Annotated in this window: 27 protein-coding genes and 1 tRNA gene; 3 read left to right on the forward strand and 25 right to left on the reverse strand. The window is 59.6% G+C overall.

The window, feature by feature from the left end:
• From IV091_RS07575 to IV091_RS07590, 4 genes are all read right to left on the reverse strand, one after another.
• The coding region (locus IV091_RS07575; RefSeq protein ID WP_293467178.1) for a DUF815 domain-containing protein at positions 1 to 551 on the reverse strand (551 nt) is incomplete at its 3' end.
• 2 nt (positions 552 to 553) lie between these two features.
• Complete coding sequence (gene argJ / locus IV091_RS07580) at positions 554 to 1,795, reverse strand: bifunctional glutamate N-acetyltransferase/amino-acid acetyltransferase ArgJ (protein ID WP_293467181.1); 1,242 nt, start codon at positions 1,793 to 1,795, stop codon at positions 554 to 556.
• Positions 1,796 to 1,854: 59 nt separating this feature from the next.
• The gene (gene secA, locus IV091_RS07585) at positions 1,855 to 4,620 is read right to left on the reverse strand and encodes a preprotein translocase subunit SecA (protein WP_293467183.1); all 2,766 of its coding nucleotides are present in this window, start codon (positions 4,618 to 4,620) and stop codon (positions 1,855 to 1,857) included.
• 217 nt (positions 4,621 to 4,837) lie between these two features.
• On the reverse strand, positions 4,838 to 5,821 hold the full coding sequence (locus IV091_RS07590; protein ID WP_293467185.1) for a M23 family metallopeptidase: 984 nt from the start codon (positions 5,819 to 5,821) through the stop codon (positions 4,838 to 4,840).
• Positions 5,822 to 5,871: 50 nt separating this feature from the next.
• On the opposite strand from IV091_RS07590, the gene IV091_RS07595 reads away from it, so the two are divergent.
• Positions 5,872 to 6,189, forward strand: coding sequence for a hypothetical protein (locus IV091_RS07595; protein ID WP_293467187.1), 318 nt, complete (start codon positions 5,872 to 5,874; stop codon positions 6,187 to 6,189).
• A gap of 130 nt (positions 6,190 to 6,319) precedes the next feature.
• Here the strand turns inward: IV091_RS07595 and IV091_RS07600 are convergent.
• The 6 genes from IV091_RS07600 to petA form a co-directional block, all read right to left on the reverse strand.
• Positions 6,320 to 6,395: transfer RNA gene (locus IV091_RS07600), tRNA-Thr, on the reverse strand.
• 19 nt (positions 6,396 to 6,414) lie between these two features.
• Positions 6,415 to 6,960, reverse strand: coding sequence for a ClpXP protease specificity-enhancing factor (locus IV091_RS07605; protein WP_293467189.1), 546 nt, complete (start codon positions 6,958 to 6,960; stop codon positions 6,415 to 6,417).
• A 43-nt stretch (positions 6,961 to 7,003) separates the two neighbouring features.
• Complete coding sequence (locus tag IV091_RS07610; RefSeq protein ID WP_293467191.1) at positions 7,004 to 7,615, reverse strand: glutathione S-transferase N-terminal domain-containing protein; 612 nt, start codon at positions 7,613 to 7,615, stop codon at positions 7,004 to 7,006.
• 119 nt (positions 7,616 to 7,734) lie between these two features.
• Positions 7,735 to 8,490: a cytochrome c1 gene (locus IV091_RS07615; protein ID WP_293467193.1), complete on the reverse strand. Its 756-nt coding sequence runs from the start codon at positions 8,488 to 8,490 to the stop codon at positions 7,735 to 7,737.
• Between the two features lie 20 nt (positions 8,491 to 8,510).
• Positions 8,511 to 9,920 carry a cytochrome bc complex cytochrome b subunit gene (locus tag IV091_RS07620; protein ID WP_293467196.1) on the reverse strand — a complete coding sequence of 470 codons (1,410 nt, stop codon included), beginning with the start codon at positions 9,918 to 9,920 and terminating at the stop codon, positions 8,511 to 8,513.
• Positions 9,921 to 10,023: 103 nt separating this feature from the next.
• Positions 10,024 to 10,659 carry a ubiquinol-cytochrome c reductase iron-sulfur subunit gene (gene petA, locus IV091_RS07625; protein WP_293467198.1) on the reverse strand — a complete coding sequence of 212 codons (636 nt, stop codon included), beginning with the start codon at positions 10,657 to 10,659 and terminating at the stop codon, positions 10,024 to 10,026.
• A gap of 268 nt (positions 10,660 to 10,927) precedes the next feature.
• Between petA and mscL the strand changes: the two genes are divergently transcribed.
• Complete coding sequence (gene mscL, locus IV091_RS07630) at positions 10,928 to 11,347, forward strand: large conductance mechanosensitive channel protein MscL (RefSeq protein WP_293467200.1); 420 nt, start codon at positions 10,928 to 10,930, stop codon at positions 11,345 to 11,347.
• An 88-nt stretch (positions 11,348 to 11,435) separates the two neighbouring features.
• Here the strand turns inward: mscL and pdxA are convergent, their stop codons facing one another.
• On the reverse strand, positions 11,436 to 12,476 hold the full coding sequence (pdxA, locus tag IV091_RS07635; protein ID WP_293467202.1) for a 4-hydroxythreonine-4-phosphate dehydrogenase PdxA: 1,041 nt from the start codon (positions 12,474 to 12,476) through the stop codon (positions 11,436 to 11,438).
• On the reverse strand, positions 12,473 to 13,234 hold the full coding sequence (locus IV091_RS07640) for a Nif3-like dinuclear metal center hexameric protein (RefSeq protein WP_293467204.1): 762 nt from the start codon (positions 13,232 to 13,234) through the stop codon (positions 12,473 to 12,475). Before IV091_RS07640 ends, pdxA begins: the two co-directional genes overlap by 4 nt.
• Before the next feature lie 188 nt (positions 13,235 to 13,422).
• On the opposite strand from IV091_RS07640, the gene IV091_RS07645 reads away from it, so the two are divergent.
• Positions 13,423 to 14,583: a Do family serine endopeptidase gene (locus IV091_RS07645; protein ID WP_293467206.1), complete on the forward strand. Its 1,161-nt coding sequence runs from the start codon at positions 13,423 to 13,425 to the stop codon at positions 14,581 to 14,583.
• Between the two features lie 196 nt (positions 14,584 to 14,779).
• On the opposite strand, the gene tatC is transcribed toward IV091_RS07645, so the two are convergent.
• The 13 genes from tatC to hisD form a co-directional block, all read right to left on the reverse strand.
• Positions 14,780 to 15,574 carry a twin-arginine translocase subunit TatC gene (gene tatC, locus IV091_RS07650; protein WP_293467208.1) on the reverse strand — a complete coding sequence of 265 codons (795 nt, stop codon included), beginning with the start codon at positions 15,572 to 15,574 and terminating at the stop codon, positions 14,780 to 14,782.
• Positions 15,575 to 15,641: 67 nt separating this feature from the next.
• Positions 15,642 to 16,109 carry a Sec-independent protein translocase protein TatB gene (gene tatB / locus IV091_RS07655; protein ID WP_293467211.1) on the reverse strand — a complete coding sequence of 156 codons (468 nt, stop codon included), beginning with the start codon at positions 16,107 to 16,109 and terminating at the stop codon, positions 15,642 to 15,644.
• Between the two features lie 49 nt (positions 16,110 to 16,158).
• Entirely contained in the window at positions 16,159 to 16,410 is a 252-nt protein-coding gene (gene tatA, locus IV091_RS07660) for a Sec-independent protein translocase subunit TatA (protein WP_293467213.1), read from the reverse strand.
• A 165-nt stretch (positions 16,411 to 16,575) separates the two neighbouring features.
• A complete protein-coding gene (locus tag IV091_RS07665; protein WP_293467215.1) occupies positions 16,576 to 16,935 on the reverse strand; it encodes a histidine triad nucleotide-binding protein in 360 nt (119 codons plus the stop codon).
• Positions 16,936 to 16,981: 46 nt separating this feature from the next.
• A complete protein-coding gene (locus tag IV091_RS07670; protein WP_293467217.1) occupies positions 16,982 to 17,332 on the reverse strand; it encodes a hypothetical protein in 351 nt (116 codons plus the stop codon).
• Positions 17,333 to 17,335: 3 nt separating this feature from the next.
• A complete protein-coding gene (locus tag IV091_RS07675; protein WP_293467219.1) occupies positions 17,336 to 17,719 on the reverse strand; it encodes a phosphoribosyl-ATP diphosphatase in 384 nt (127 codons plus the stop codon).
• A 17-nt stretch (positions 17,720 to 17,736) separates the two neighbouring features.
• Positions 17,737 to 18,126 (reverse strand): phosphoribosyl-AMP cyclohydrolase, encoded by a 390-nt coding sequence (hisI, locus tag IV091_RS07680; RefSeq protein ID WP_293467221.1) that lies wholly within the window; start codon positions 18,124 to 18,126, stop codon positions 17,737 to 17,739.
• 136 nt (positions 18,127 to 18,262) lie between these two features.
• Complete coding sequence (gene hisF, locus IV091_RS07685) at positions 18,263 to 19,042, reverse strand: imidazole glycerol phosphate synthase subunit HisF (RefSeq protein ID WP_293467223.1); 780 nt, start codon at positions 19,040 to 19,042, stop codon at positions 18,263 to 18,265.
• A gap of 131 nt (positions 19,043 to 19,173) precedes the next feature.
• A complete protein-coding gene (hisA, locus tag IV091_RS07690; protein ID WP_293467225.1) occupies positions 19,174 to 19,914 on the reverse strand; it encodes a 1-(5-phosphoribosyl)-5-[(5-phosphoribosylamino)methylideneamino]imidazole-4-carboxamide isomerase in 741 nt (246 codons plus the stop codon).
• An 84-nt stretch (positions 19,915 to 19,998) separates the two neighbouring features.
• Positions 19,999 to 20,667, reverse strand: coding sequence for an imidazole glycerol phosphate synthase subunit HisH (gene hisH, locus IV091_RS07695; protein ID WP_293467227.1), 669 nt, complete (start codon positions 20,665 to 20,667; stop codon positions 19,999 to 20,001).
• Positions 20,668 to 20,784: 117 nt separating this feature from the next.
• A complete protein-coding gene (gene hisB / locus IV091_RS07700; protein WP_293467229.1) occupies positions 20,785 to 21,405 on the reverse strand; it encodes an imidazoleglycerol-phosphate dehydratase HisB in 621 nt (206 codons plus the stop codon).
• Positions 21,402 to 22,487 carry a histidinol-phosphate transaminase gene (gene hisC / locus IV091_RS07705; RefSeq protein WP_293467231.1) on the reverse strand — a complete coding sequence of 362 codons (1,086 nt, stop codon included), beginning with the start codon at positions 22,485 to 22,487 and terminating at the stop codon, positions 21,402 to 21,404. Before hisC ends, hisB begins: the two co-directional genes overlap by 4 nt.
• Positions 22,487 to 23,827: a histidinol dehydrogenase gene (gene hisD / locus IV091_RS07710; RefSeq protein WP_293467233.1), complete on the reverse strand. Its 1,341-nt coding sequence runs from the start codon at positions 23,825 to 23,827 to the stop codon at positions 22,487 to 22,489. Before hisD ends, hisC begins: the two co-directional genes overlap by 1 nt.
• Positions 23,828 to 23,830: the final 3 nt, after the last annotated feature.

A 23,830-nucleotide genomic window follows, 5' to 3' on the forward strand; every position in this document is an offset into this window, starting at 1 on the left:
TTGCTGGTGGCGTAGACCAGCACGTTCGGCGTCGCAGCAGCAATCGAGCCATCCAAAATGGACTTAAGGGCCTTGTAGCCGGGCTCGCCTTCTTCAAAGCTGAGGTCATCGCAAAAAACAATAAATTTCTCGGGCAATCCGGAAACCACCTCCACAATGTCCGGCAAATCCGTGAGGTCCGCCTTGTCGACTTCAATCAGCCGCAAGCCCCGGATTGAATATTCATTCAGGCAGGCCTTGATCAGGGACGATTTGCCGGTACCGCGCGAGCCGGTCAACAAGACGTTGTTGGCCGGCTTGCCGCTGACAAACTGCTCGGTGTTGCGCTGGATCTTTTCTTTCTGGTCGTCGATCTCTTTCAGGTCGGTCAGGCGCATGACGCCCAGATGCCTGACCGGCTCCAGCGCACCATGACCAGAACTACGCTTGCGATAACGATAAGCGACGGATGCCGTCCAGTCCGGGGCCGACAAGGGTTGCGGCAAGACGGACTCGATCCGCGTCATCAGGGATTCGATGCGCCCCATCAGGCGTTCAAACTGCTCGTTCATGCTTAGCTTCGGTAGTCGGCGTTAATCTTCACATAGTCGTAAGACAAGTCGCAAGTCCAGACCGTATCGGCGACCTCTCCCCGACCGAGCACCACACGCACCGTGATTTCACGTTGCTTCATGACGCGCTGCCCGTCGGCCTCCAGATAGTCGACATGCCGGCCACCGTTTTTGGCCACCAGCACCTCGTCGAGGTACAAATCTATTTTGGTCTGATCCAGATCGTCAATGCCCGCGTAGCCGACAGCGGCCAGAATGCGACCCAGGTTCGGGTCACTGGCGAAAAATGCCGTTTTGACCAGCGGTGAATGGGCGATCGCATAGGCCACCTTGCGGCATTCCTCCCCGGTTTTTCCGCCTTCGACCTGCACAGTGATGAACTTGGTGGCACCTTCGCCATCCCGCACAATCGCCTGCGCCAGTTTTTTTGCGATCGCCATCATGGCGGCGCGCAACACCTGTCCGTCCGTGCTGTCCAGTGAAGTCACCGGGGCATGTTGGGCCTTGTTGGTGGCAACGACCACAAAAGAGTCGTTGGTGGACGTGTCGCCATCGATGGTGACGCGATTGAAAGAACCTTCTGCCAGCTCCCTGGCCAGTTGATTCATGAGCGACGGGGAAACACACGCATCAGTTGCCAGGAAACCCAGCATGGTGGCCATATTGGGCCGGATCATGCCGGCGCCCTTGCTGATGCCAGTAATGGTGACGGTAGCGCCGCCCAGCGTCATGCGGGTTGAAAATGCCTTGGCCACCGTGTCCGTGGTCATGATGGCCTCGGCCGCCTGGGCCCAGTTGTCTGGCCTGGCATCCGCCAGCGCGGCCGCAAGCCCGGCCACGATGCGATCATGGGGCAAGGGCTCCATGATCACACCAGTGGAGAACGGCAGGACTTGCTCGGGCGAAAGATTGAGTGCGCGGGCCAGCGCGATGCAGCAGGCCTGCGCGCGGCTCAAGCCCTCGTCGCCGGTGCCCGCGTTGGCGTTGCCGGTGTTGATCAACATCGCACGAATGCCGTGGCTTTGACCTGCATTCCTGGCCATGTGCGCACGGCAAATTTGTACGGGTGCTGCACAAAACCTGTTTTGCGTGAAAACAGCCCCTACGGACGCACCCTCGTCCAGCAGCAACACGGCCAGGTCTTTGCGGTCCGCCTTGCGTATCCCCGCTTCCGTGATACCCCAGCGCGCGCCAGGCACAGGGTAGAGGTCCGCCGCAGGCGTAGCAAGCAGATTGACAGGCATGTTCTTGACTCCAGAAAACCAGGGATGAGTAAGCTAGCGCAGACGCAAGCCCGGCGGGCTCAGTTCAGCCTGCCGTGACAATTTTTATATTTATTGCCCGAACCACAAGGGCAAGGCTCGTTGCGGCCCACCCGCGGAACGACACCGCCCGGCATGGCCTCGACTCGCCTTTGCGACGCTTCGTCCAGCCGCGTTTCGATCTCACCGGTTTCGGTTGGTGCCGTGTACGTAATGTTGGCGATGTTCTCGGCCCGGCTTTCCATTTCTTCAGCGACCTGATCCAGTGCCTCCCCGGGTTGGACTTTGACGGTCATCAGCACCTTGGTGACGTCGTTTTTAACGCTGTCGAGCAACTGGCCAAACAATTCAAAAGCTTCGCGCTTGTATTCCTGCTTGGGCTGCTTTTGCGCATAGCCGCGCAAGTGAATACCCTGACGCAAATAGTCCAGCGCGCTGAGGTGTTCGCGCCAGTGGCTGTCTATGCTTTGGAGCAGTACAACGCGTTCAAACTGGGTGAAATTTTCCTCACCAATTTTTTCAAGCTTTTCCGCAAATGCAGCATTGGCGGCCGCAAGCACCTTCTCGACGACGTCGTCATCGGTAATGGCAGTCGCCGTCTCAAGCTCCTGGCGCAGGGGAATCTCGATCTGCCACTCGTCACGCAGCACTTTTTCAAGGCCTGCCACATCCCACTGCTCTTCCACACTCTCGGCGGGCACATATTGCCGCGTCAAGTCCGTAAAGCAGCCTTCGCGCAGGGACGCGATTTGCCCCTCCAGGCTGCTGGCATCCATGATGTCGTTACGTTGCTGGTAAATCACCTTGCGCTGGTCGTTAGACACATCATCGTATTCGAGCAACTGCTTGCGAATGTCAAAGTTGCGCGCTTCCACCTTGCGCTGGGCTGATTCGATGCTGCGCGACACAATGCCCGCCTCGATGGCCTCGCCATCCGGCATCTTGAGCCTGTCCATGATGGACTTGACGCGGTCACCCGCAAAAATGCGCATCAACGGGTCATCCAGGCTCAGGTAAAAGCGCGACGAGCCGGGGTCACCCTGGCGGCCCGAACGGCCTCGGAGCTGGTTGTCGATACGTCGCGACTCGTGGCGTTCGGTCGCAATAATGCGCAATCCACCCAGCGCCTTGACCTGCTCGTGCTCCTTGGCCCATTGCGCACGCAAACGGGTTGCTTCGGCTTCTTTGGCAGCGGGATCGAGCGACTCGTCGGCGTCAAGCGCTTCGATCAGCTTTTCAACGTTGCCGCCGAGCACAATGTCGGTGCCGCGCCCCGCCATGTTGGTGGCAATGGTGATCATCTTTGGGCGCCCGGCCTGCGCCACGATGTCCGCCTCGCGCGCATGCTGCTTGGCATTGAGCACCTGATGCGGCAGATTTTCCTTCTCCAGCAACTGGTCAATGATCTCGGAGTTCTCGATCGAGGTGGTCCCCACCAGCACCGGCTGGCCTCGTTCGTAGCATTCGCGGATGTCCTTGATCGCCGCCTCGTACTTTTCGCGCGTGGTCTTGTAGACACGATCCAACTGGTCTTCGCGCTGGCTGATCCGGTTAGGTGGAATGACGCTGGTTTCCAGTCCGTAGATTTCCTGGAACTCGTAAGCTTCGGTGTCCGCTGTTCCTGTCATACCGGCCAATTTGGCATAGAGGCGGAAATAGTTCTGGAAAGTGATCGAAGCCAAGGTCTGGTTTTCAGCCTGAATCTGCACCCCTTCCTTGGCCTCGACGGCCTGATGCAGGCCATCGCTCCAGCGGCGGCCCGACATCAGGCGGCCGGTGAACTCGTCAACAATCACGACCTCGCCATCCTGCACCACATAGTGCTGGTCACGGTGGTAGAGCAGATTACCGCGAAGGGCCGCATACAGATGGTGCATCAGCGAAATGTTGGCCGGATCGTAGAGCGTGGCCCCTTCTGCAATCAGCCCCAGATTGAACAGCAGGCGTTCGGCATTTTCGTGACCCTGCTCGGTCAGGAACACCTGGTGCGTTTTTTCATCAATGGTGTAGTCGCCCGGTGTTGTCACGCCCTCTCCGGTGCGTGGATCGGCTTCACCCTCCTGCAGCTTCAGTAGAGGCACGACCTTGTTCATCGCGATGTACATCTCGGTGTGGTCTTCCGCCTGGCCGCTGATGATGAGCGGCGTACGGGCCTCATCGATCAGAATCGAGTCCACCTCATCGACGATGGCAAAGTTCAGCCCCCGCTGCACGCGGTCGGCGACTTCATACACCATGTTGTCGCGCAGGTAGTCAAAACCATACTCGTTGTTGGTGCCGTAGGTAATGTCGGATTGGTAGGCAGCCTGCTTTTCCTCGCGCGACATGTTGGGCAGATTGATCCCCACGCTCAAGCCCAGGAAGTTGTAGAGCTTGCCCATCCAGCGGGCATCACGGCTTGCGAGGTAATCATTGACCGTCACGACGTGCACGCCCTTGCCGGTCAGTGCATTGAGGTAAACAGGAAGGGTCGCGGTGAGGGTTTTACCTTCGCCCGTCCCCATTTCCGAAATCTTGCCGTTGTGCAGAGACATTCCGCCCAGCATCTGGACATCAAAGTGACGCATCTTCATGATGCGTTTGCTGCCTTCCCGAACCACTGCAAAGGCTTCAGGGAGAATGGCGTCGAGCGACTCGCCCGCGCTTACCCGGTCCTTGAACGCCTGGGTTTTCGCGCGCAACTGGTCATCGTCAAGCTTCTCGTAATCGGTTTCCAGTGCATTGATTTTTTCTACGGTTTTGCGGTAGGTTTTGAGCAGCCGGTCATTGCGACTGCCGAAAATTTTGGTCAGGATATTAGAAGCCATAAATACGAGGCCGTATTGCCCGCTCCGAGAGCTGGCAATACGGCTGAAATCCCTTGTTGAGTACGGAACTTAAATGTGGGCGCCATCAGTTAGTTCAACTGTGTGCAAACCCGTTGAGTTTAACTCTGCCCGAGACCTGGCAACCTTTACCCCCAAAACAGCAAAGGTGGGGGGCAGGCACCCGAGTGGGCAAACGCGAATTACCTGGCAAAAGGCCTCAGTCAGCACGGACCTGCTGCAGGGCAGATCCTGAAGGCGGCCTCAAGGCAGACACTGCAACCGGGGTCTTGGGCATTTGTTGCCCAGCCGTCAGGAACTTCTGCGGATCCTGAAATACACCTTGGACCAGTACCTCGAAATGCAGGTGAGGGCCGGTTGAACGTCCTGTGTTGCCCACTTCGGCAATTTTTTGGCCACGTTTGACCAGATCACCCTTTTTAACCATCACCCGGGAAGCATGGGCATAGCGCGTGAGCAACTCATTGCCGTGATCGACTTCCACCATGTTGCCATAGGCAGTATGGTATTCCTGCGTCACGACCACGCCACCCGCCGCAGCGAGAATGGCGGTACCGGGCTCCGAAGGGAAATCCAGCCCTGTATGCAAGGCAGAGCGCCCATTGAGCGGATCAATGCGCCAGCCAAACGCAGATCCGAGGCTGCCCCCCGCGACTGGCTCCTGGGTCGGCACCAGCATTTTTTTAATCTTTTCGTCAAAAAGCCGTGACTCCATCACGGTCAGCAAATCAACCCGCTGGTCGGTCAATTTATCCATATCGGACAGCGTGTCCTGGAGCTCCTTCATCGTCACAGTACGTACGGACACTAGCGCACCACCGCTCCCTGGCAAGCGCTTGAGATCAGGCGGATTGACGCCCGCCAGCCCCGATACACGCTCACCCAGTGATTCCATCTGTATGAGCTTGGCCTGCATTTCACCGACCCGCCTGGCCATCGCATCAAGATTCTCGCGAAGAAACCGGTCGCGCTGGTCAAACTCATCCTTGACCACCAACTTGACCAATGCGCCAATCACTGGCCAGCCTTCACGCGCGCCCTTTAGAAATACCCAGTGATAAAGGCCTGCAGAGACCAGCATGAGCGCCAATGCGAATAGCATTCCCGCAACCACCAGCCGGGTACCGCTCAGGTAGATAGCCCGGCTTTTGGCCAGCCACGCATCCGTGATAATCAATTGCACATGTCTACCTCTTTTAAAGCCTGCGCTCCGTTGGCCAAATCCAGCTCACTGTGAATACATTCCGGCGCCTCCCCGAGGCTTTAAGCATCCATCAAGCCGCTGGAAATGCCCCGTCCCTGGCTCGGCTTACCGAATTGGTTCGGGAATCCAACGACAGGCTCAAGGCCATAGAGTCACTGTTGCCCGCTGCCCTGCGCCCTGCCGTCAAAGCCGGACCTATCGATGGCGAAAGCTGGTGCTTGCTGGTGAGCGGTAACGCCGCCGCCGCAAAAGTTCGACAGCTGATCCCATTGATTCAGGCGCGCTTGCTGAGCAAAGGGTGGAAGGTTACCTCAATTCGGCTGAAGCTACTAATAGCCAAGAGATGAGCCTAAGGCCAGAGCGGTGCAAAACAGCAGTACGCGTTCCTGGCCTGACCTGCTTTTATGCCTGCATTTGGGGCAACTGGCACCCACCAGGTGCAGTTGCAATGCGGAATCTGTTGAAATCAAGAAAAAATGGTGCCGCTTGTCGGAATCGAACTGACGACCTACCGCTTACAAGGCGGTTGCTCTACCAACTGAGCTAAAGCGGCACAAACTTAATCGCTGATTCTACTTGACGCGGGTGAGTGCGGGCCGCGTGCGTGGCGGTGATGTGGGAGGCTCCGGCAAATCAGGGCCCTCCTCATCGGAACTTGCGGCGCTTTCAGGCACCAGCTGCATGATCTTGGCTTCAGGCGCATCCGCTGCAGAATTGCCAAACGACGCCATACCCGCGTCTGAGGCCAATGGCGCGGTCGAGCCTGCATCGACGCCCTTCAAAGAAGCGGCCGCGGGCAGCATCATGGGAAAGGACATGCCCTGCCCATTTTCGCGGGCATAGATGGCAATCACATGCGTGACCGGAACCATGATTTCCCGTCCACTGCCTGCAAAACGCGCCTTGAACTCGATGAACTCGTTGCCGAGCTGCAGCGAACTGGTCGCGTCAAAACCGATATTCAGCACAATCTCGTTGTTCTTCACATACTCGCGCGGCACCTGCACGGTGTCGTCCACCGCCACGGCGATGTAAGGCGTGAAGCCGTTGTCAGTGCACCACTCGTGCAGAGCCCGTATCAGGTACGGGCGCGTCGATGTGGCGTCCGGCGCGTTCATGAATTCAGCCAAAACTGTTTGATCCGTTAGTTGAATACGGCAATTACTTGCGCATGACCTTTTCGGAAGGCGTCAGCGCTTCAATGTATGCAGGGCGCGAAAAAATGCGCTCGGCATACTTCAGCAGCGGAGCGGCATTTTTGGACAGATCGATACCGTAGTAGTCCAGGCGCCACAGCAACGGTGCAATCGCCACGTCCAGCATCGAGAAATTGTCGCCCAGCATAAACTTGTTCTTCAGGAAAATCGGCGCCAACTGCGTCAGGCGGTCACGGATGTGCGCGCGGGACTTTTCGAGGGCTTTTTCATTGCCCTTGGCAGCGCGGGACTCCAGCGCGTTGACGTGAACGAACAGCTCTTTTTCGAAGTTTAGCAGGAACAGGCGAACGCGCGCACGATCAACCGGGTCGCCGGGCATCAGTTGCGGATGCGGAAAACGCTCGTCGATGTATTCGTTGATGATGTTCGACTCGTACAGAATCAGGTCCCGCTCGACCAGGATAGGCACCTGGCCATAGGGATTCATCACATTGATGTCTTCCGGCTTGTTGTATAGATCCACATCACGGATTTCGAAATCCATGCCCTTTTCAAACAGCACAAAACGGCAGCGGTGGGAAAAGGGGCAGGTTGTACCTGAATAAAGGACCATCATGATTCGGAACTCCTGAAAGCAAAAGAGTGGAGGCCAAGAATCAAACCTTGGGCCCCTCCACTCCGAAGGTGCCGATGCGCACCTGGGCACACCCGCGGCACACTAAACGACGAAAAAATTTACTTGACGTCTTTCCAGAACGCCGCATTCAGGCGCCAGGCAACAAAGCTCAAGCAAAGAAGGAAAATCAGCACCCAGACACCCACGCGCACACGTGAATTTTGGGCGGGCTCACCCATCCACTGAAGATAACCGACCAGATCACCGATGGCCTGGTCGTACTGCAACGGCGTCATGGTGCCGGGCGTCACTTGCTGCCAGCCCTTCAAGATGGATACCTTGTGACCGTGCTCTTCCTTCTCAAAGTAGACCGGTTTGCGCTCACCTTGCAACTCCCACAGCACGTGCGGCATGGCGATGTTGGGAAACGCCAGGTTATTCCAGCCGGTAGCCTTGGTGTCGTCACGGTAAAAGGTGCGCATGTAGGTGTAGAGGTAATCTGCACCAGTGCCGCCAGCGCCGGAACGTGACCGTGCAATCACGGTCAGGTCGGGCGGATTGGCACCAAACCAGTCTTTGGCCTGCTTTGGATCAATCGCAGCCTTCATGGTTTCCCCGACCTTGTCGGTGGTGAAAAGCAGATTGTCCTTGATCTGTCGCTCGGTCAGGCCGATATCTTGGAGACGGTTAAAACGCATGAACGCTGCCGAGTGGCAGCTCAGGCAGTAGTTGACAAACAGTTTTGCGCCGTTTTGCAGGGCCGCCATGTCGTTGGTTTTGTTGGGCGCTTTGTCCCAGGCAAGTCCACCACCTGCGGCCTGCGCACCAGTCACCAAGCCGAGTGCCATGATGAGGGAGAGAATCAATTTTTTCATGGTTGCAAGTCTCTTTAAACTCAGTGGGCAGCAAATGTGACACGATCAGGAACCGGCTTGAAGGTGCCGATTCGACTCCACCAAGGCATCAACAGGAAGAAGCCGAAGTAGAACAGCGTACCGACTTGCGACACACGCTCGCCAATCGCCGAGGGTGGTTGCACGCCAAGGTAGCCCAGCACAAAGAAGTTGATCACGAAAATGCCATACAGGACCTTGTTCCAGCTTGGACGGTAACGGATCGACTTGACTTCACTGTTGTCCAGCCAGGGCAGGAAAAACAGAATCACCACAGCACCGCCCATGACAACCACGCCCCAGAACTTGGCATCAATCAGGAGCATGGCACCGACCACCACGACAGCCGCGCCCACGATGATCAGCTTGAACAAATTGGCGATTTTCGCCTTGACAACACCAAGCACCGCACCCGCCAGCACGCAGGCAATCAGTGCATACATCATCTCGCCCGTGATGGCACGGAGCATGGAGTAGTAGGGCGTGAAATACCAGACCGGAGCAATGTGCAGCGGCGTTTGCAGCGGGTCGGCGGGAATGAAGTTGTTGTACTCGAGGAAGTAACCACCAAACTCGGGCGCGAAGAAAATGATGGCCGTGAAGATCATCAGAAACACGCTCACGCCAAAAATGTCATGCACCGTGTAGTAAGGATGGAAAGGAATGCCGTCCAGCGGATGGCCTTTGGCGTCGCGCGGGGCATTCGGGCCCTTGATCTCAACGCCATCAGGGTTGTTGGAGCCGACTTCATGCAGCGCGATGATGTGCGCGGCCACCAGCCCCAGCAGTACCAGCGGCACAGCGATCACGTGGAAAGCAAAAAAGCGGTTCAGCGTCGCATCACCGACCACATAGTCACCGCGAATCAGCAGCGCCAGGTCAGGACCGATAAAAGGGATGGCAGCAAACAGGTTAACGATCACTTGGGCGCCCCAGTAGCTCATCTGGCCCCACGGCAAGAGGTAACCCATGAAGGCTTCGGCCATCAGGCACAGGAAAATGGCGCAGCCAAAAATCCAGATCAGCTCGCGCGGCTTGCGGTAACTGCCGTAGATCAGGCCCCGGAACATGTGAAGATAGACCACCACAAAGAAGGCGGAGGCACCGGTGGAGTGCATGTAGCGGATCAGCCATCCCCACGGCACGTCGCGCATGATGTACTCGACCGAAGCGAATGCCAGCGCGGCATCAGGCTTGTAATGCATCGTCAGGAAAATACCCGTGGTGATCTGGATCACCAGCACCAGCATCGCCAACGAGCCAAAAATGTACCAGAAGTTGAAGTTCTTCGGCGCGTAGTACTCGCTCATGTGATCCCGGAAGAGCTTGCTGGCCGGAAAGCGGTTGTCCACCCAAGTCATCGCTTTGTCAGCGAAGGGGGCATCGGGGGAAATTTCTTTGAATTCAGCCATGACTGATCCTGGTTCGGTGAGTTCTTTAACGTCGGCTATTTAGGATAGCGACGCGGGTTCTTTGACGCTGGCTACAGGGTCTTTTTCAGACATTGGCGCGCCTTCAGGCTTGCTTGTCTTCGCCAATCAGCAGTCTTGAATCTGACAGGTACATGTGCGGAGGCACTTCCAGATTGTCGGGCGAGGGCTTGTTTTTGAAGACGCGACCGGCCATGTCGAAGGTCGAACCATGGCAAGGGCAGAGAAAACCACCAGTCCAGTCGTCAGGCAGCGAAGGCTGGGCACCGGGCTGGAACTTTTCGGAAGGCGAGCAACCCAGATGCGGGCAGATACCCACCACCACCAGGGTTTCGGGCTTGATGGAACGGTTTTCGTTGAGGGCGTAGGCAGGCGTCCAGTCGGGCAGCTTGCGTTCGGACTTCGGGTCAGCCAGCAAAGCGTCATTTTTAGGCAATGTAGCCAATTGCTCAGGCGTTCGCTTGACAATCCATACCGGCTTGCCGCGCCATTCAACGGTTATTTTCTCGCCAGGCTTGATGCCGGAGATATCAACTTCGACCGCAGCGCCGGTTGCCTTGGCTTTTTCTGAAGGCTGAAAAGTACTGACGAAAGGCACGGCAACCGCAGCAACGCCAGCGCCACCTACGGCACAGGTAGCCACAATCCAGTTTCTTTTATTTTTATCCATGGGCGCACCGTTCGGCACACCGTTTACGCTTGCTTCGCTTGCTTGGGTCATGTGAGTCCTTCAAGAACTGGCTTGAAAAAGGCTTAGTGGGATCAACCCGCGATTGTAGCGGAGCCCGACGCCGTTTTCCAAGGCGGCAGTCAGGATTCAGGTGCCAGGCAGCGACCGGGTTCAGGCCTTTGCGCTAGCGCATACGCAGAGGCTTAGACCAGGCATGCGCCCCCTCCAAAAGCAGCGCGAGGCCTGATAATCGGGTCCTCACAAGGCGCGAAAATCGGGAATCGCCTTGACAATTACGCGACAACAACAGGAGATTCACATGGGAATGATGCAGGAATTCAAGGAATTTGCGGTCAAGGGCAATGTCATTGACCTGGCGGTGGGCGTGATCATTGGCGCGGCCTTCGGAAAAATCGTCACCTCAATCGTGAGCGATCTGATCATGCCCGTCATCGGCGCACTGGTCGGCCAACTCGATTTCTCCAACTTGTTTGTGGTGCTGGGCACGGTGCCACCGGGCACCGCCATGACACTGGACGCGCTGAAAACGGCGGGCGTCCCGGTGCTGGCCTACGGCAGTTTCATCACGGTTGCGGTCAACTTTGCCATTTTGGCGTTCATCATTTTCCTGATGGTCAAGCAGATCAACCGGCTCAAACGACAGGAAGTGGCCGCACCAGCACCACTGGCCGAAGACATCCTGCTGCTGCGCGAGATCCGCGACAGCCTGAAGAAATAGGAATCCGGGGCGCCCGGGGAACGGACACATTTCACAAGATAGCGGGCAGCACCCTCAGCTCTTGCGAAAAAGCCATTCCCCCTTGATTTCAGGCAGCCAGTCGGCGCGCCATGCGCACGGCGGCGACCAGGCTGGAGGCATCCGCCTGGGCCGTTCCGGCGATGTCAAACGCCGTACCATGGTCCGGGCTGGTACGCACCAGCGGCAACCCGAGCGTGACGTTGACGCCCTGCTCCACCCCCAGGTATTTCACCGGAATCAGGCCCTGGTCGTGGTACATGGCGACCACCACGTCGAACTCGCCAACTTTGCCGGGTGCGTTCCGCGCCCGCATGAAAACGGTGTCCGGTGCAAAAGGGCCATGCACATCGAGGCCCTCGGCCCGGGCCGCAGCCAGGGCCGGCGCGATGACAGTCTGCTCCTCGGTGCCAAACAGGCCCCCCTCCCCGGCATGCGGATTCAGTCCCGCCACGGCGATACGCGGCGCACGCCCCAAGCTGGCACTCACAGCGGCGTGGGTGATACGCAGGGTTTGCAGCACGTTGTCAAACGTCACGGCTTCAATCGCGTTGCGCAGCGACATATGAATGCTGACCAGCACGGTCTTCAACTCGTCGTTGGCCAGCATCATGCGCACCGGCACCTGACGCACGGGTCGGCCCAAAAATGCGGCGGCTTCGGCCTGCAACATTTCGGTATGGCCCGGAAAGCCGGCAGCCCACCCGCCGGCTGCCGCGAGAGCCTCCTTGTGGATGGGCGCGGTCACCATGGCGGCTGCTTCGCCTGCCAGCGCCGCGCGGGCCGCCCAGACAATGCACTCGGCCGCTGCCTTTCCAGCCAAAGCACTCACCAGCCCAAATGGTGGGGGTGCAAGCAGCTCACATTTTTGCAGCACCGGAATGCAACGCGGGGGCACGCCGGGCGCTCCGCTCAGGCTATCGAGTTGCGCCACCGGCCACGCGAGGGTTCCTGAGGCCGCTGTCAATGCGGCAGCTCGGCGTAATGTGGCCACATCACCAACGACGATGCAGCCTGCCATATCGGCCGGCGAATCGCGAAACGCCTTGGCGATGATTTCAGGGCCAATGCCAGCGGCATCACCCATGGTGACAAGAATGGATTTTTTCATGCTGGGTTGTCAATGTCGATGAATTGGTGGTCGAGTCCGAATTGCGCCGCCACCTGCGACGCGACCGCTGGCGCGCCATAGCGCTCCGACGCATGGTGGCCGCAAGCGATGAAGGCCACGCCCATCTCGCGCGCATAGTGCGCCTGCGGCTCGGAAATTTCACCGGTGATGAAGGCGTCGGCGCCTGCGGCAATCGCAGATTCAAAGTAGCCTTGCGCCCCGCCACTGCACCACGCTATATTTTCAATAGCTCCTTGCGCTTTCCCCACTTGCACTACAGACCTTTTTAATACATTTTCCACGTGGACAGCCAATGCCGAAGCGCTTGCAAAGCTGCTGCCGTCTGCCCGTGCGCCCATGAATCCCAGATCCTGTTCGCCGAAACGCGCGCTGGCCTGCAGACCGAGTTGCAGACCCAATTGCGCGTTGTTGCCCCATTGGGGATGCGCATCAAGCGGCAGGTGGTAGGCAAACAGGTTGATATCATGGGCCAGCAACAGGGCCAGGCGCTGCTTCATCCAGCCCGTGACGCAGCCGTCCTGGCCGCGCCAGAACAGGCCGTGATGCACAAAAATGGCATCGGCGCGCGCTTCGATGGCGGCCTCTATCAGCGCACGGCTGGCGGTGACGCCCGAGACGATTTTCTGAATCGGCAGGCGCCCCTCCACCTGCAGGCCATTGGGGCCATAGTCCTTGAAGCGCGCGGGCTGCAACAGCGCATCAAACGCTTGCAGCAAATCCTGTCGGGTGGTACTCATGCCTTGATTGTCTCAGTCCCGGGCTGTCAGCTGCCGCATACACACACCATCCGGCGGCTCATGATCAAACGCAAGCCGCTTGGCCAGCGTGTGAGGGACAATATGCTTTGTTGCGCGCCAGGGCCCGACAGGCCCGGCCAGCAAAGCCCCCCCCTGCCCTTTTGACTCTGTTCACCCCTCATTTATCCATGAAGCGCTACTGGCTCCTGTTTTCCCAGACCGTCACCATTGTGCTGGCGGCTTATTTTGTGGTCGCCACGCTCAAGCCGGCGTGGCTGAACAAAGGCGCCACCTTGGGCGGCGTATCCGTGATTGAAGCCCCGCAGAGCGGCCTGTCGCCTGGCGTGCGCCCGACCGGCAGCTTCGCCGCAGCCGCGAAACAGGCCTCAGCGGCAGTGGTCAGCATCAACACCAGCAAGGCAGCGCTGCCAAATCCGCAGACCGAAGACCCATGGTTCAAGTTTTTCTTCGGAGACCAGGGCTCCGGCCAGCCACAGGCCGGCCTGGGCAGCGGCGTCATCATCAGCGCCTCTGGCTATATCCTGACCAACAACCATGTGGTGGAAGGCGCAGACGAGATTGAAGTCATTCTCAACGACACCCGCAAAGCCAGGGCCAAGGTCATTGGCACCGACCCGGACACCGATCTGGCCATCCTCAAGATCGATCTGGACAACTTGCCTGTCATCGTGCTGGGAGACTCCAATTCCCTGCAAGTCGGCGACCCTGTGCTGGCGATTGGCAACCCGTTTGGCGTGGGCCAGACCGTGACCAGCGGCATCGTGAGCGCGCTGGGACGCAACCAGCTGGGCATCAACACCTTCGAGAACTTCATCCAGACCGATGCAGCCATCAACCCCGGCAACTCGGGGGGCGCACTGGTCGACATCAATGGCAACCTGATGGGCATCAACACTGCGATTTACTCGCGCTCGGGCGGCTCCATGGGCATCGGCTTTGCCATTCCGGTGTCCACCGCCAAGCAGGTGCTGGAGAGCATCGTGAAGGACGGTCAGGTCACGCGTGGCTGGATTGGTGTCGAGCCGCAAGACCTGAATCCTGAACTGGCCGCGACTTTTGGTCTGGACCCGGTCGCCGCAAAAACGGGCGGGGTCATCATCACCGGCGTACTCCAAGACGGACCGGCCGCCAAAGCCGGCATCCGGCCTGGCGACGTCATCACCGCGGTCAACGGCAAACCGGTGCGCAATGTGAGCCAGTTGCTGACAGCAGTGGCAGCCCTCAAACCCGGCACACCCGCACCCCTGACGGTGCTGCGCAAGGACAGCCAGAGCGAGGTGGCCGTGACGCCCGGCACACGCCAGCGACCACGGGCGCCGCAGCGTTAACGCTGCGGCCTGCAGGCGAATGGATAAATCCTGCCCCCCTGCGTAAACGGGCGGGTCTGCGTCCGGCCGGGGCACTGGATTGCACTCTGCCCAATAGCCTGCAGCGCCCGGCTTCATTGAACCAACGCAGCAAGTTACCAATAATCAGAGCCGAAGGAACACCGCCGCGCGCTTTAAGCGCGCAAACCTCGGGCAATCAGGAGTTGCTGGTTTCGCTCTCGGCCTCAGGCGTCTTGGTTTGCTTGACAAACAGCAGTGCAGCCCAAATGCCGACCTCGTACAGCCCGCCCACCACGGCAAGCAGCATGATCATCGAACCCGCATCGGGTGGCGTGACCAGCGCCGTGGCCACGGCGGCGATCACCCAGAAATAGCCGCGGTACTGGCGCAGCTGGGCGACCGTGAGGATGCCCATGCGAACCAGCAGGATCACCGCGATCGGCACCTCGAACGCCAGGCCGAACGCCAGGAACATGCCCAGCACGAAGTTAAGGTATTCCTCAATGTCTGGCGCGGCAGTGATTGACTTGGGCGCAAAGCTCTGGATGAACTTGAACACCTGGCCAAATACAAAGTAATAGCAAAAGGCGACGCCGGCAAAAAACAGCAGGGTGCTGGACACCACCAGCGGCATGACCAGTTTTTTCTCGTGCGAATAAAGACCGGGCGCAATGAAGGCCCACACCTGGTAAAGCACCACCGGCAGCGCAATCATGAAGGCTGCCATGAACATGATCTTGATCGGCACCACGAACGGCGATATAACGTTCGTGGCGATCAACGTGGCGCCCTTGGGCAGGGAAGCCACCAGAGGCGCCGCCATCAGGTCGTACAGCGCGCCCGGACCGGGGAACAGCGCCAGCACGGCCGCTGCGACGCCAATCGCAATCACCGCCTTGATCATCCGGTCGCGCAACTCCACCAGGTGCTGCACAAAGGGTTGTTCGGTGCCCGCGAGTTCGTCGGGCTTGTCGGTCTGGGGATCACTCATGAGGAAGGTTCGCGCTGGATAGGTTGCGCCGGCAGGCACGCAAACAAAAGAAGATCAGGAATGAAAGTCAGGCATGGCGGCCCGGCTGCGGGCGAAAGCGCGCTACGCGTGCGGCGCCAGACTGCGCGCTGGTGCGTACGCCCGAGCGGGCCTTGTACCAGCGCGGCGTAGCGCCCTGCTTGAGCCGCCACTTCTTTTTCGGGTGCTTGTATTCGGGAAACGACACCATGCCAGGCAGCTCGTCACCGCTGGCCATGCCTGTGGCATCGGACCACGATTTTTCAAAGTCACTGGCGTTGGTCTGGATCGATTGCTCGACCTCGCGGGCCGCACCCTCGACGCTGTCCTTCATCTTTTTAAGCTCGTCGAGCTCCATGGAGCGGTTGACTTCCTGCTTGACGTCGGCCACGTAACGTTGCGCCTTGCCCAGCAAGGTGCCCACGGTGCGCGCCAGACGCGGCAGCTTTTCCGGACCGATCACGATCAGGGCTACAGCGCCAATCAGCGCAATTTTGGAAATGCCGAGGTCAATCACGGCAGATCAATCAGACAAAGTGTCAGCACAAGCGGCATGTTGTCCCTGATCAGGACTTTTGCCGGGCTTCAACGTCAATCGTGGTCTTGTCCGCTTTGTCGGCGGCCTGGGCATTGGTCACCTGGCTCGCAGGTGTGGCTGGCTGGTCGTCGGCAGATGACCCGCCTTCTTTCATGCCGTCTTTAAAGCCCTTGACAGCGCTGCCCAAGTCGCCGCCCATGTTTTTGAGTTTTTTGGTGCCGAACACCATCACCACGATCAGCAGCACGATCAACCAGTGCCAAATGGAAAGTCCACCCATGTTTTGCTCCTAATATGTAATTGCAGGTTTGCACGAAATTAAAGTGATTCTAAGGGCCTGACAAGTCAGATGCGGGCCAAAGACCGCCACACCCTTAAGTCTTCCAGTAAATATTAGTACCTTGCCGACCCCGGGGGTTCCCGCAGTGACTCAAAAAAATCCTCGTCAGCCCTTCAGCCACGGCCTCGGACCGCCGATCACATGAAAATGCAGGTGATGCACTTCCTGCCCGCCTTCGGCGCCGGTATTGCTCACGAGGCGAAAACCGCCTTCCGGGTAGGGCTTGCAACCCTGCTCCAGTGCCAGTTGGGGCGCCAGCACCATCATGCGCCCCAGCAGCGCCGCATGCTCAAGCCCCACCTGCGCCATCGACGGGATATGCGCCTTGGGAATGAGCAGGAAATGCACAGGCGCCCAAGGGTGGAGGTCGTGAAACGCAAACAGTTCGTCGTCCTCGTACACCTTGCGGCTGGGAACGGTCCCTGCGGCGATTTTGCAAAAAATACAGTTGGCAGGATGGTTCATGCGCTGGTTCAGGATCGTTCGGTTGTCAAAGGCGGAATAAGGCTGATCAGGGCAGGCGCTGGCTGTTAAAGCGCATCCAGCCCCGCACGCAGCGGTACAAGTACCAGAGCCATACAATCCCGTAGGCGATGGCACCCGGCATGACCAGCAGCAGCCACAACGGCGACAGCAGCACCAGCCACAGCAAGGTCCACCAGAAGGTACGGATCATGTAGCCGTGGTGCGCGATGTACAGCGAATCGGACTCGTCGGCACGCCGGATGTAGTTGACGATGAGCGCGATCACCGCAAACACGCCGCCGCTGAACCAGGCCAGGGTGTGCAGGCCGTACAGCACATGCATCACAGTGCGGTCATTGGGATTGCGGCCATCCCTGTCGATCAATTCGTTGTTCATGGATCAGGCCTTCTCGTGCGCTTCGCGGTGTTGCGCCTTGCGCAGCGCCTTTTCTTCAATCCCGCTGGTGCCTTCGCGGCGCTCCAACTCGGCCATCACGTCAGCGGGCGTCAAACCGTAGTGAACCAGCGCAATCAGGCTGTGAAACCACAGATCAGCCACCTCGCCGACCAGCTTGGCCTTGAGTTCGGCCGTGGTGCCGCCGTAGTCGAGATCCTTGGCGGCCATCACGGTTTCGGTCGCTTCTTCGCCGATTTTCTTCAGGAAGGCATCCGGCCCCTTGTGCAGCAGGCGCGCCACATAGCTTTTTTCAGGGTCGCCGCCGTGGGCCGGCATGCGGCCTTCAATGGTCTGCGCCAGGCGCTGGAGGGTATCGTTGGAGGACATGTTCGCTTCGATCCCGGTTATTTGTAGATGCTGGCAGGGTCTTTCAAGACCGGCTCGGTGACGACCCACTGGCCGTCCTGGTAGAGGCTGAAAAAGCAGCTGTGGCGGCCAGTGTGGCAGGCAATCCCCGGCTCGTGGCCTAATTGGGTCACCTTGAGCAGCACCACGTCGTTGTCGCAGTCGAGCCGGATTTCATGCACGACCTGGGTGTGACCCGACTCCTCGCCCTTGTGCCACAGGCGTCCGCGCGAGCGGCTGAAGTAGACCGCCTGACCCAGCTCGGCAGTTTTTTGCAGCGCCTCGCGGTTCATCCAGGCAAACATCAGCACGTCGCCGCTGGCGGCTTCCTGCGCAATCACCGGGACCAGGCCCTTGTCGTCCCAACGGACAGTTTCTAACCAATTCATGGAAGCTATTGTCGACGATTGCGGCTGGCTGATATTGCACAGTCCAGGCGCCTTGGAAATGGAAGTAAATTGCTCTTGTATTTATAGCAAACAAAACCACCTGACAGGGCTAATACCCCCCTGAAACGCTTGAACTTCAGAGGCGAACCGGAATGCCGCGTTCGGCCATGTACTGCTTGGCCTGCTGCACGGTGTACTCGCCGTAGTGAAAGATGCTGGCCGCCAGCACCGCATCGGCACCGCCAATCTGGATGCCGTCGGCCAGATGCGCCAGGTTGCCAACACCGCCCGAGGCAATCACGGGCACACTGACCGCGTCGCTCACCGCACGGGTCAGCGCCAGGTCAAAGCCCGACTTGGTGCCATCGCGGTCCATGCTGGTCAGCAATATCTCACCCGCGCCGCGCCGCGCCATTTCGGTGGCCCAAGCCACGGCATCAAGGCCGGTGTTCTTGCGTCCGCCATGGCTGTACACATCCCAGCCAGCGCCGCGCGCCAGGGCGTCTTCTGCGCTGCGGCGCTTGGCGTCAATCGCCACCACGATGCACTGCGCGCCGTACTTGGCCGACGCGTCTTCAATCACCTGCGGATTGGCCAGCGCCGCCGAGTTAAAACTGGTTTTATCCGCACCGGCATTGAGCAGGCGGCGCACGTCCTCGACCGTGCGCACCCCGCCGCCGACGGTGAGCGGAATGAACACCTGTGACGCCACCGCTTCGATGATGTGCAGGATCAGGTCGCGCCCGTCGCTGGTGGCGGTGATGTCAAGAAACGTCAACTCGTCCGCGCCCTGGTCGTTGTAACGCGCGGCAATCTCAACCGGGTCGCCCGCATCGCGCAGTTCGGTGAAATTAACGCCCTTGACGACCCGGCCGCCGGTCACGTCGAGGCAGGGAATGATGCGTTTAGCTAGCATGGTGAGGCAGCACAATGGCCAAGGTAAAAAACATGAACGCCAACGGCCGCCGCGCCGGGCCGCCCCAAGCAAGGCCAGCACCCTCGGGGGGCAGCGCGGCACACGAAGTGGCAAGCGTGGGGGCCATATTTCTAGCCGTTGAGTTCATCAGCGCGTGTCTGCGCCGCTTCAAAGTCGAGATCGCCGCTGTAGATGGAGCGGCCGCAGATCACGCCCTGAACGCCCTCGTCTTCCACGGAGCACAGCGCGTCGATGTCGGCCATGTTGGACAGCCCGCCCGAGGCGATGACGGGAATCGTCAGCGCCTGCGCCAGCCTGACGGTGGCTTCAATGTTGATGCCGCTGAGCATGCCGTCGCGGCCGATGTCGGTGTAGATGATGGACTCGACACCGTAGTCCTGGAATTTCTTGCCCAGGTCGACCACTTCGTGGCCGGTCAGCTTGCTCCAGCCGTCGGTGGCCACCTTGCCGTCCTTGGCATCGAGCCCGACGATGATGTGGCCGCCAAAGGCGGTGCAGGCGTCCTGCAGAAAGCCGGGATTCTTCACGGCAGCGGTGCCGATGATGACGTAGCGCAGGCCGGCATCAAGGTAACGCTCAATGGTGTCCAGATCCCGAATGCCGCCGCCCAATTGCACGTCGACTTCGTTGCCCACTTCCGCCAGGATGCGCCGGATCGCCGCCTCGTTTTTGGGCTTGCCCGCAAACGCGCCGTTCAGGTCCACCAGATGCAGGCGGCGCGCGCCCTTGTTGACCCAGCTGCGCGCCATGGCGGCCGGGTCTTCGCTGAAGATGGTGGATTGATCCATGTCGCCCTGTATCAGGCGAACGCAGTGACCGTCTTTCAAGTCAATCGCGGGGATGAGTAGCATGTTGAGGTAAAGAGAAAGCGAAAAGTGGGTTAAAACAAGGCAATGAGCCCGGTGGGCCGGGCGGCATCGACGGCGAAGGGGGCTTCAGGGATTCCAGTGCAGGAAATTTCGGTACAGCACCAGCCCATGATCAGCACTTTTTTCAGGGTGGAACTGCGTTGCAAAAATATTATCGCGCGCAATCGCGGCAGCAAAGCGCCCGCCGTAGTCGGCCTCGCCGGCAATGTGGCGTGCATCCGACGGCTTGGCGTAAAAGCTGTGCACAAAGTAGAAATACGCGCCGTCAGGCACGCCCGCCCACACCGGATGCACAGGCCGGGTCTGATAAACCTGGTTCCAGCCCATTTGCGGCACCTTGTAGCGGCTACCATCGGGCTGCAGCTTGCCGGCCAAATCAAACTTGACGACTTCGCCATGAATCAGGCCCAGGCCTGGCGTTGCGGCGCCGTCCAGCCCCTCGTGGCTGTTGTCGAGCAGCATCTGCATGCCGACGCACACGCCAAACAGCGGTTTGTGGGCGGCGGCGTGCAGCACCGCTTCCTGCAGGCCCGATTCGGCGAGTGCGCGCATGCAATCGTGCATGGCACCCTGGCCCGGCAACACCACGCGCTCGGCATCGAACACGTCCTGCGCGCGCGACGTGACCACGACCTCGTAGCCGCTGCCCTGCGCCACATGCTGGACCGCTTGCGAGACCGAACGAAGATTGCCCGAACCATAGTCAAGCACCGCGACTGTTTTCAAGTTGGACATTCAAAAAAGAAAAGTAAGAGAAAAATAAATGCTATAAAATTAATAGCTGTAAGCACATGGCCTTATTAGGCTGCAGCCATAAAACATGCTTGAAATCACCAAGAAACTGCCAGCCGCCTACAACGAGCCTTTGGTCGACGGGATCACACCCACAGAACGCGGATCTATTTCCAGCGCCATGCGCAAGGCGCGGGCAAAAGCCTTGAACACCGTTTCGGCCTGGTGGTGCGCGTTCTCGCCCTTGAGGTTGTCGATGTGCAGCGTGACAAACGCATGGTTCACAAACCCCTGAAAAAATTCGTAGGCAAGCTGGCTGTCAAACGTGCCAATCATGCTGCTCTTGAAGGGAACGTTCATGACCAGGCCAGGCCGACCCGAAAAGTCGACCACCACGCGTGACAGCGCCTCGTCAAGCGGCACATAGGCATGGCCATAACGGCGCAGGCCCTTTTTGTCACCCACGGCCTGGGCCACCGCCTGGCCCAGCGTGATGCCGACGTCTTCCACCGTGTGGTGGCCGTCAATGTGCAGGTCGCCCTCGGCGTGAATGTCCAGGTCAATCAGGCCGTGGCGGGCAATCTGATCGAGCATGTGGTCAAAAAAGCCGATGCCGGTGGAAAGTTTGGACTGGCCGGTGCCGTCCAGGTTGACCTTGACGGTGATTTTGGTCTCGGCCGTGTTGCGCGAGACTTCGGCAGTGCGGGGTGCGGTAATAGGGGCAGGAGTCTGTAAGGTCATAGGGAGTCTTCAAGCGCTGCCAGCATTTGCGCGTTTTCTTCGGCGGTGCCCACCGTGACGCGCAAACAATTGGCCAGCAATGGATGCATTTTAGAAACGTTTTTTACCAGCACCTTGCGCAAGCGCATGCCTTCGAAGGTTTTAGACGCGTCGGCCACGCGCAGCAAGATCATGTTGGCGTCGCTTTTCCAGACTTTGACGCCTTTCATGGCGCTCAGCGCGTCCATCAGCAAGGCGCGCTGGGCGATGAGGTCTTGCGCCTGCTCGGCAAACACCTCGCGGTGCTCCAGCGCAAACAAGGCGCACTCGTAGTCAAGCACACTGATGTTGTAGGGTGGGCGCACCTTGTCAATTTCGGCGATCAGGGCGTGCGGGCCCATCAGGTACCCCAGGCGCACGCCAGCCAGCCCGAACTTGCTCAGGGTGCGCATGAGCAGCACATGGCTGTGCCTGGCGATGCGGTCAATATAGCTCTTGCTCGAAAACGGCTGGTAGGCCTCGTCCATCACAACCAGTCCGCCCTGCGCGCCCACGGCATCAATGATCTTCTCGATCACCGCGTCGTCCCACAGATTGGCTGTGGGGTTGTTGGGGTAGGCCAGGTAGGTGATGGACGGCTTGTGCAGGCGAACAGCGGCCAGCATGGCCGCTTCGTCGAGCTCGAAGTCGGGCGTCAGATCGACGCCGATGAACTTCAGGCCCTGCAGCTGCGCGCTCATGCCGTACATCACAAAACCCGGCAGCGGCGCCAGCACGGAGGCGCCGGGCATCGCGCAGGCCAGGGCCAGCAGCGAGATCAGTTCGTCCGAGCCATTGCCCAGCATGATGTCAAAGCCGTCAGGCATCTGCGCATAGTCGGCCAGGGCCTTGCGCAGGTCATTGACGCGGCCGTCGGGGTAGCGGTTCAGCGCCAGGGCGCCCAGCCGCTGCCCCAGGTGGGCCTGCAAACCGGCGGGCAGGCGGTGCGGATTTTCCATGGCATCGAGCTTGACCATGCCGGCCGAGTCCTGAACCGCGTAGGCATGCATGGATTGCACGTCCTGGCGTATCAGTTTTTTGAGTTTGGGGTCAAGGACAGTCATCAGTTCGCTCTCATGTCGGGGACGGGCTGCAGGCGCATTTCGGCGGCGCGGGCGTGGGCCTGCAGGCCTTCGCCATAGGCCAGTTCAGCGGCGATTTTCCCCAGCACCTGCGCGCCAGCTTCACTGACCTCGATCAGGCTGGAGCGTTTCTGGAAGTCATACACGCCAAGCGGGCTGGAAAAGCGCGCCGTGCCGCTGGTGGGCAGCACATGGTTGGGGCCAGCGCAGTAGTCGCCCAGGCTTTCGCTGGTGTAGGCGCCCAGGAAAATGGCGCCGGCGTGCCTGAGCAGCGGCTCCCAGCGGTGCGGCTCGCGGCTGCTGACCTCCAGGTGCTCGGGCGCGATGCGGTTGCTGATCTCGCAGGCCTCTTCCATGCTGCGTGTGTGAATCAGCGCGCCCCGGTCGCTCAGCGACCTGACAATGATGGCGGCGCGCGGCATGCTTGGCAGCAGGCGGTCGATGGCTTCCTGCACGGCGTCGATGTAGGCGGCGTCGGGGCACAGCAGGATGCTTTGCGCCAGCTCGTCGTGCTCGGCCTGGCTGAACAGGTCCATCGCCACCCAGTCGGCGGGCGTGGTGCCGTCAGCCAGCACCAAAATCTCGGACGGACCGGCAATCATGTCGATGCCGACCGTGCCGAACACGCGCTTTTTGGCGCTCGCCACATAGGCGTTGCCGGGGCCGGTGATCTTGTCGACCTTGGGCACGGTGGCCGTGCCGTAGGCCAGCGCGGCCACGGCCTGGGCCCCGCCAATGGTGAAGGCGCGCGTGACGCCGGCCACGTAGGCGGCGGCCAGCACCAGGGCGTTTTTTTCACCCTTGGGCGTGGGCACGACCATGATGATTTCGCCGACGCCGGCCACATGGGCGGGAATCGCGTTCATCAGCACCGACGACGGGTAAGCCGCCTTGCCGCCCGGCACATAGATGCCGACCCGGTCCAGCGGCGTGACCTTTTGGCCCAGCAGCGTGCCGTCTTCGTCGCGGTAGCTCCAGCTTTCGCCGTTGGCCTTTTTTTGCGCCTCGTGATAGCTGCGCACGCGCCGGGCAGCGGCCTGCAGCGCATCACGCTGGGCGGGCGGAATCGCTTCAAACGCGGCTTTGAGTTCGGCCTGCGAGAGTTCGAGTTCACCCATGGAACCCACGTTCAAGCCGTCAAAGCGCGCGGTGTACTCCAGCACGGCGGCGTCGCCGCGCTGCTGCACGTCGGCCAGGATATCGGCCACGCGCGCCTCGATCGCCGCGTCGGTATCGGCAGACCAATGCAGCCGCGCCTTGAATTTAGCCTCAAAATCGGCATCAGCGCATGAAAGACGGGCGGGATTAGCTACTAAGTTCATAGC

Source organism: Polaromonas sp., from assembly GCF_018780625.1.
In the GTDB taxonomy this organism is placed as follows: Bacteria; Pseudomonadota; Gammaproteobacteria; order Burkholderiales; family Burkholderiaceae_C; genus Polaromonas.

Excerpts from the sequence above, each read along its gene's own strand:
- argJ (WP_293467181.1), bottom strand. The coding sequence starts at position 1,795 with ATGCCTGTCAATCTGCTTGCTACGCCTGCGGCGGACCTCTACCCTGTG.
- secA (WP_293467183.1), bottom strand. The coding sequence starts at position 4,620 with ATGGCTTCTAATATCCTGACCAAAATTTTCGGCAGTCGCAATGACCGG.
- IV091_RS07605 (WP_293467189.1), bottom strand. The coding sequence starts at position 6,960 with ATGAACGCGCCGGACGCCACATCGACGCGCCCGTACCTGATACGGGCT.
- IV091_RS07610 (WP_293467191.1), bottom strand. The coding sequence starts at position 7,615 with ATGATGGTCCTTTATTCAGGTACAACCTGCCCCTTTTCCCACCGCTGC.
- IV091_RS07615 (WP_293467193.1), bottom strand. The coding sequence starts at position 8,490 with ATGAAAAAATTGATTCTCTCCCTCATCATGGCACTCGGCTTGGTGACT.
- IV091_RS07620 (WP_293467196.1), bottom strand. The coding sequence starts at position 9,920 with ATGGCTGAATTCAAAGAAATTTCCCCCGATGCCCCCTTCGCTGACAAA.
- petA (WP_293467198.1), bottom strand. The coding sequence starts at position 10,659 with ATGACCCAAGCAAGCGAAGCAAGCGTAAACGGTGTGCCGAACGGTGCG.
- mscL (WP_293467200.1), top strand. The coding sequence starts at position 10,928 with ATGGGAATGATGCAGGAATTCAAGGAATTTGCGGTCAAGGGCAATGTC.
- pdxA (WP_293467202.1), bottom strand. The coding sequence starts at position 12,476 with ATGAAAAAATCCATTCTTGTCACCATGGGTGATGCCGCTGGCATTGGC.
- IV091_RS07640 (WP_293467204.1), bottom strand. The coding sequence starts at position 13,234 with ATGAGTACCACCCGACAGGATTTGCTGCAAGCGTTTGATGCGCTGTTG.
- IV091_RS07645 (WP_293467206.1), top strand. The coding sequence starts at position 13,423 with ATGAAGCGCTACTGGCTCCTGTTTTCCCAGACCGTCACCATTGTGCTG.
- tatC (WP_293467208.1), bottom strand. The coding sequence starts at position 15,574 with ATGAGTGATCCCCAGACCGACAAGCCCGACGAACTCGCGGGCACCGAA.
- tatA (WP_293467213.1), bottom strand. The coding sequence starts at position 16,410 with ATGGGTGGACTTTCCATTTGGCACTGGTTGATCGTGCTGCTGATCGTG.
- IV091_RS07665 (WP_293467215.1), bottom strand. The coding sequence starts at position 16,935 with ATGAACCATCCTGCCAACTGTATTTTTTGCAAAATCGCCGCAGGGACC.
- IV091_RS07670 (WP_293467217.1), bottom strand. The coding sequence starts at position 17,332 with ATGAACAACGAATTGATCGACAGGGATGGCCGCAATCCCAATGACCGC.
- IV091_RS07675 (WP_293467219.1), bottom strand. The coding sequence starts at position 17,719 with ATGTCCTCCAACGATACCCTCCAGCGCCTGGCGCAGACCATTGAAGGC.
- hisI (WP_293467221.1), bottom strand. The coding sequence starts at position 18,126 with ATGAATTGGTTAGAAACTGTCCGTTGGGACGACAAGGGCCTGGTCCCG.
- hisF (WP_293467223.1), bottom strand. The coding sequence starts at position 19,042 with ATGCTAGCTAAACGCATCATTCCCTGCCTCGACGTGACCGGCGGCCGG.
- hisA (WP_293467225.1), bottom strand. The coding sequence starts at position 19,914 with ATGCTACTCATCCCCGCGATTGACTTGAAAGACGGTCACTGCGTTCGC.
- hisH (WP_293467227.1), bottom strand. The coding sequence starts at position 20,667 with ATGTCCAACTTGAAAACAGTCGCGGTGCTTGACTATGGTTCGGGCAAT.
- hisB (WP_293467229.1), bottom strand. The coding sequence starts at position 21,405 with ATGACCTTACAGACTCCTGCCCCTATTACCGCACCCCGCACTGCCGAA.
- hisC (WP_293467231.1), bottom strand. The coding sequence starts at position 22,487 with ATGACTGTCCTTGACCCCAAACTCAAAAAACTGATACGCCAGGACGTG.
- hisD (WP_293467233.1), bottom strand. The coding sequence starts at position 23,827 with ATGAACTTAGTAGCTAATCCCGCCCGTCTTTCATGCGCTGATGCCGAT.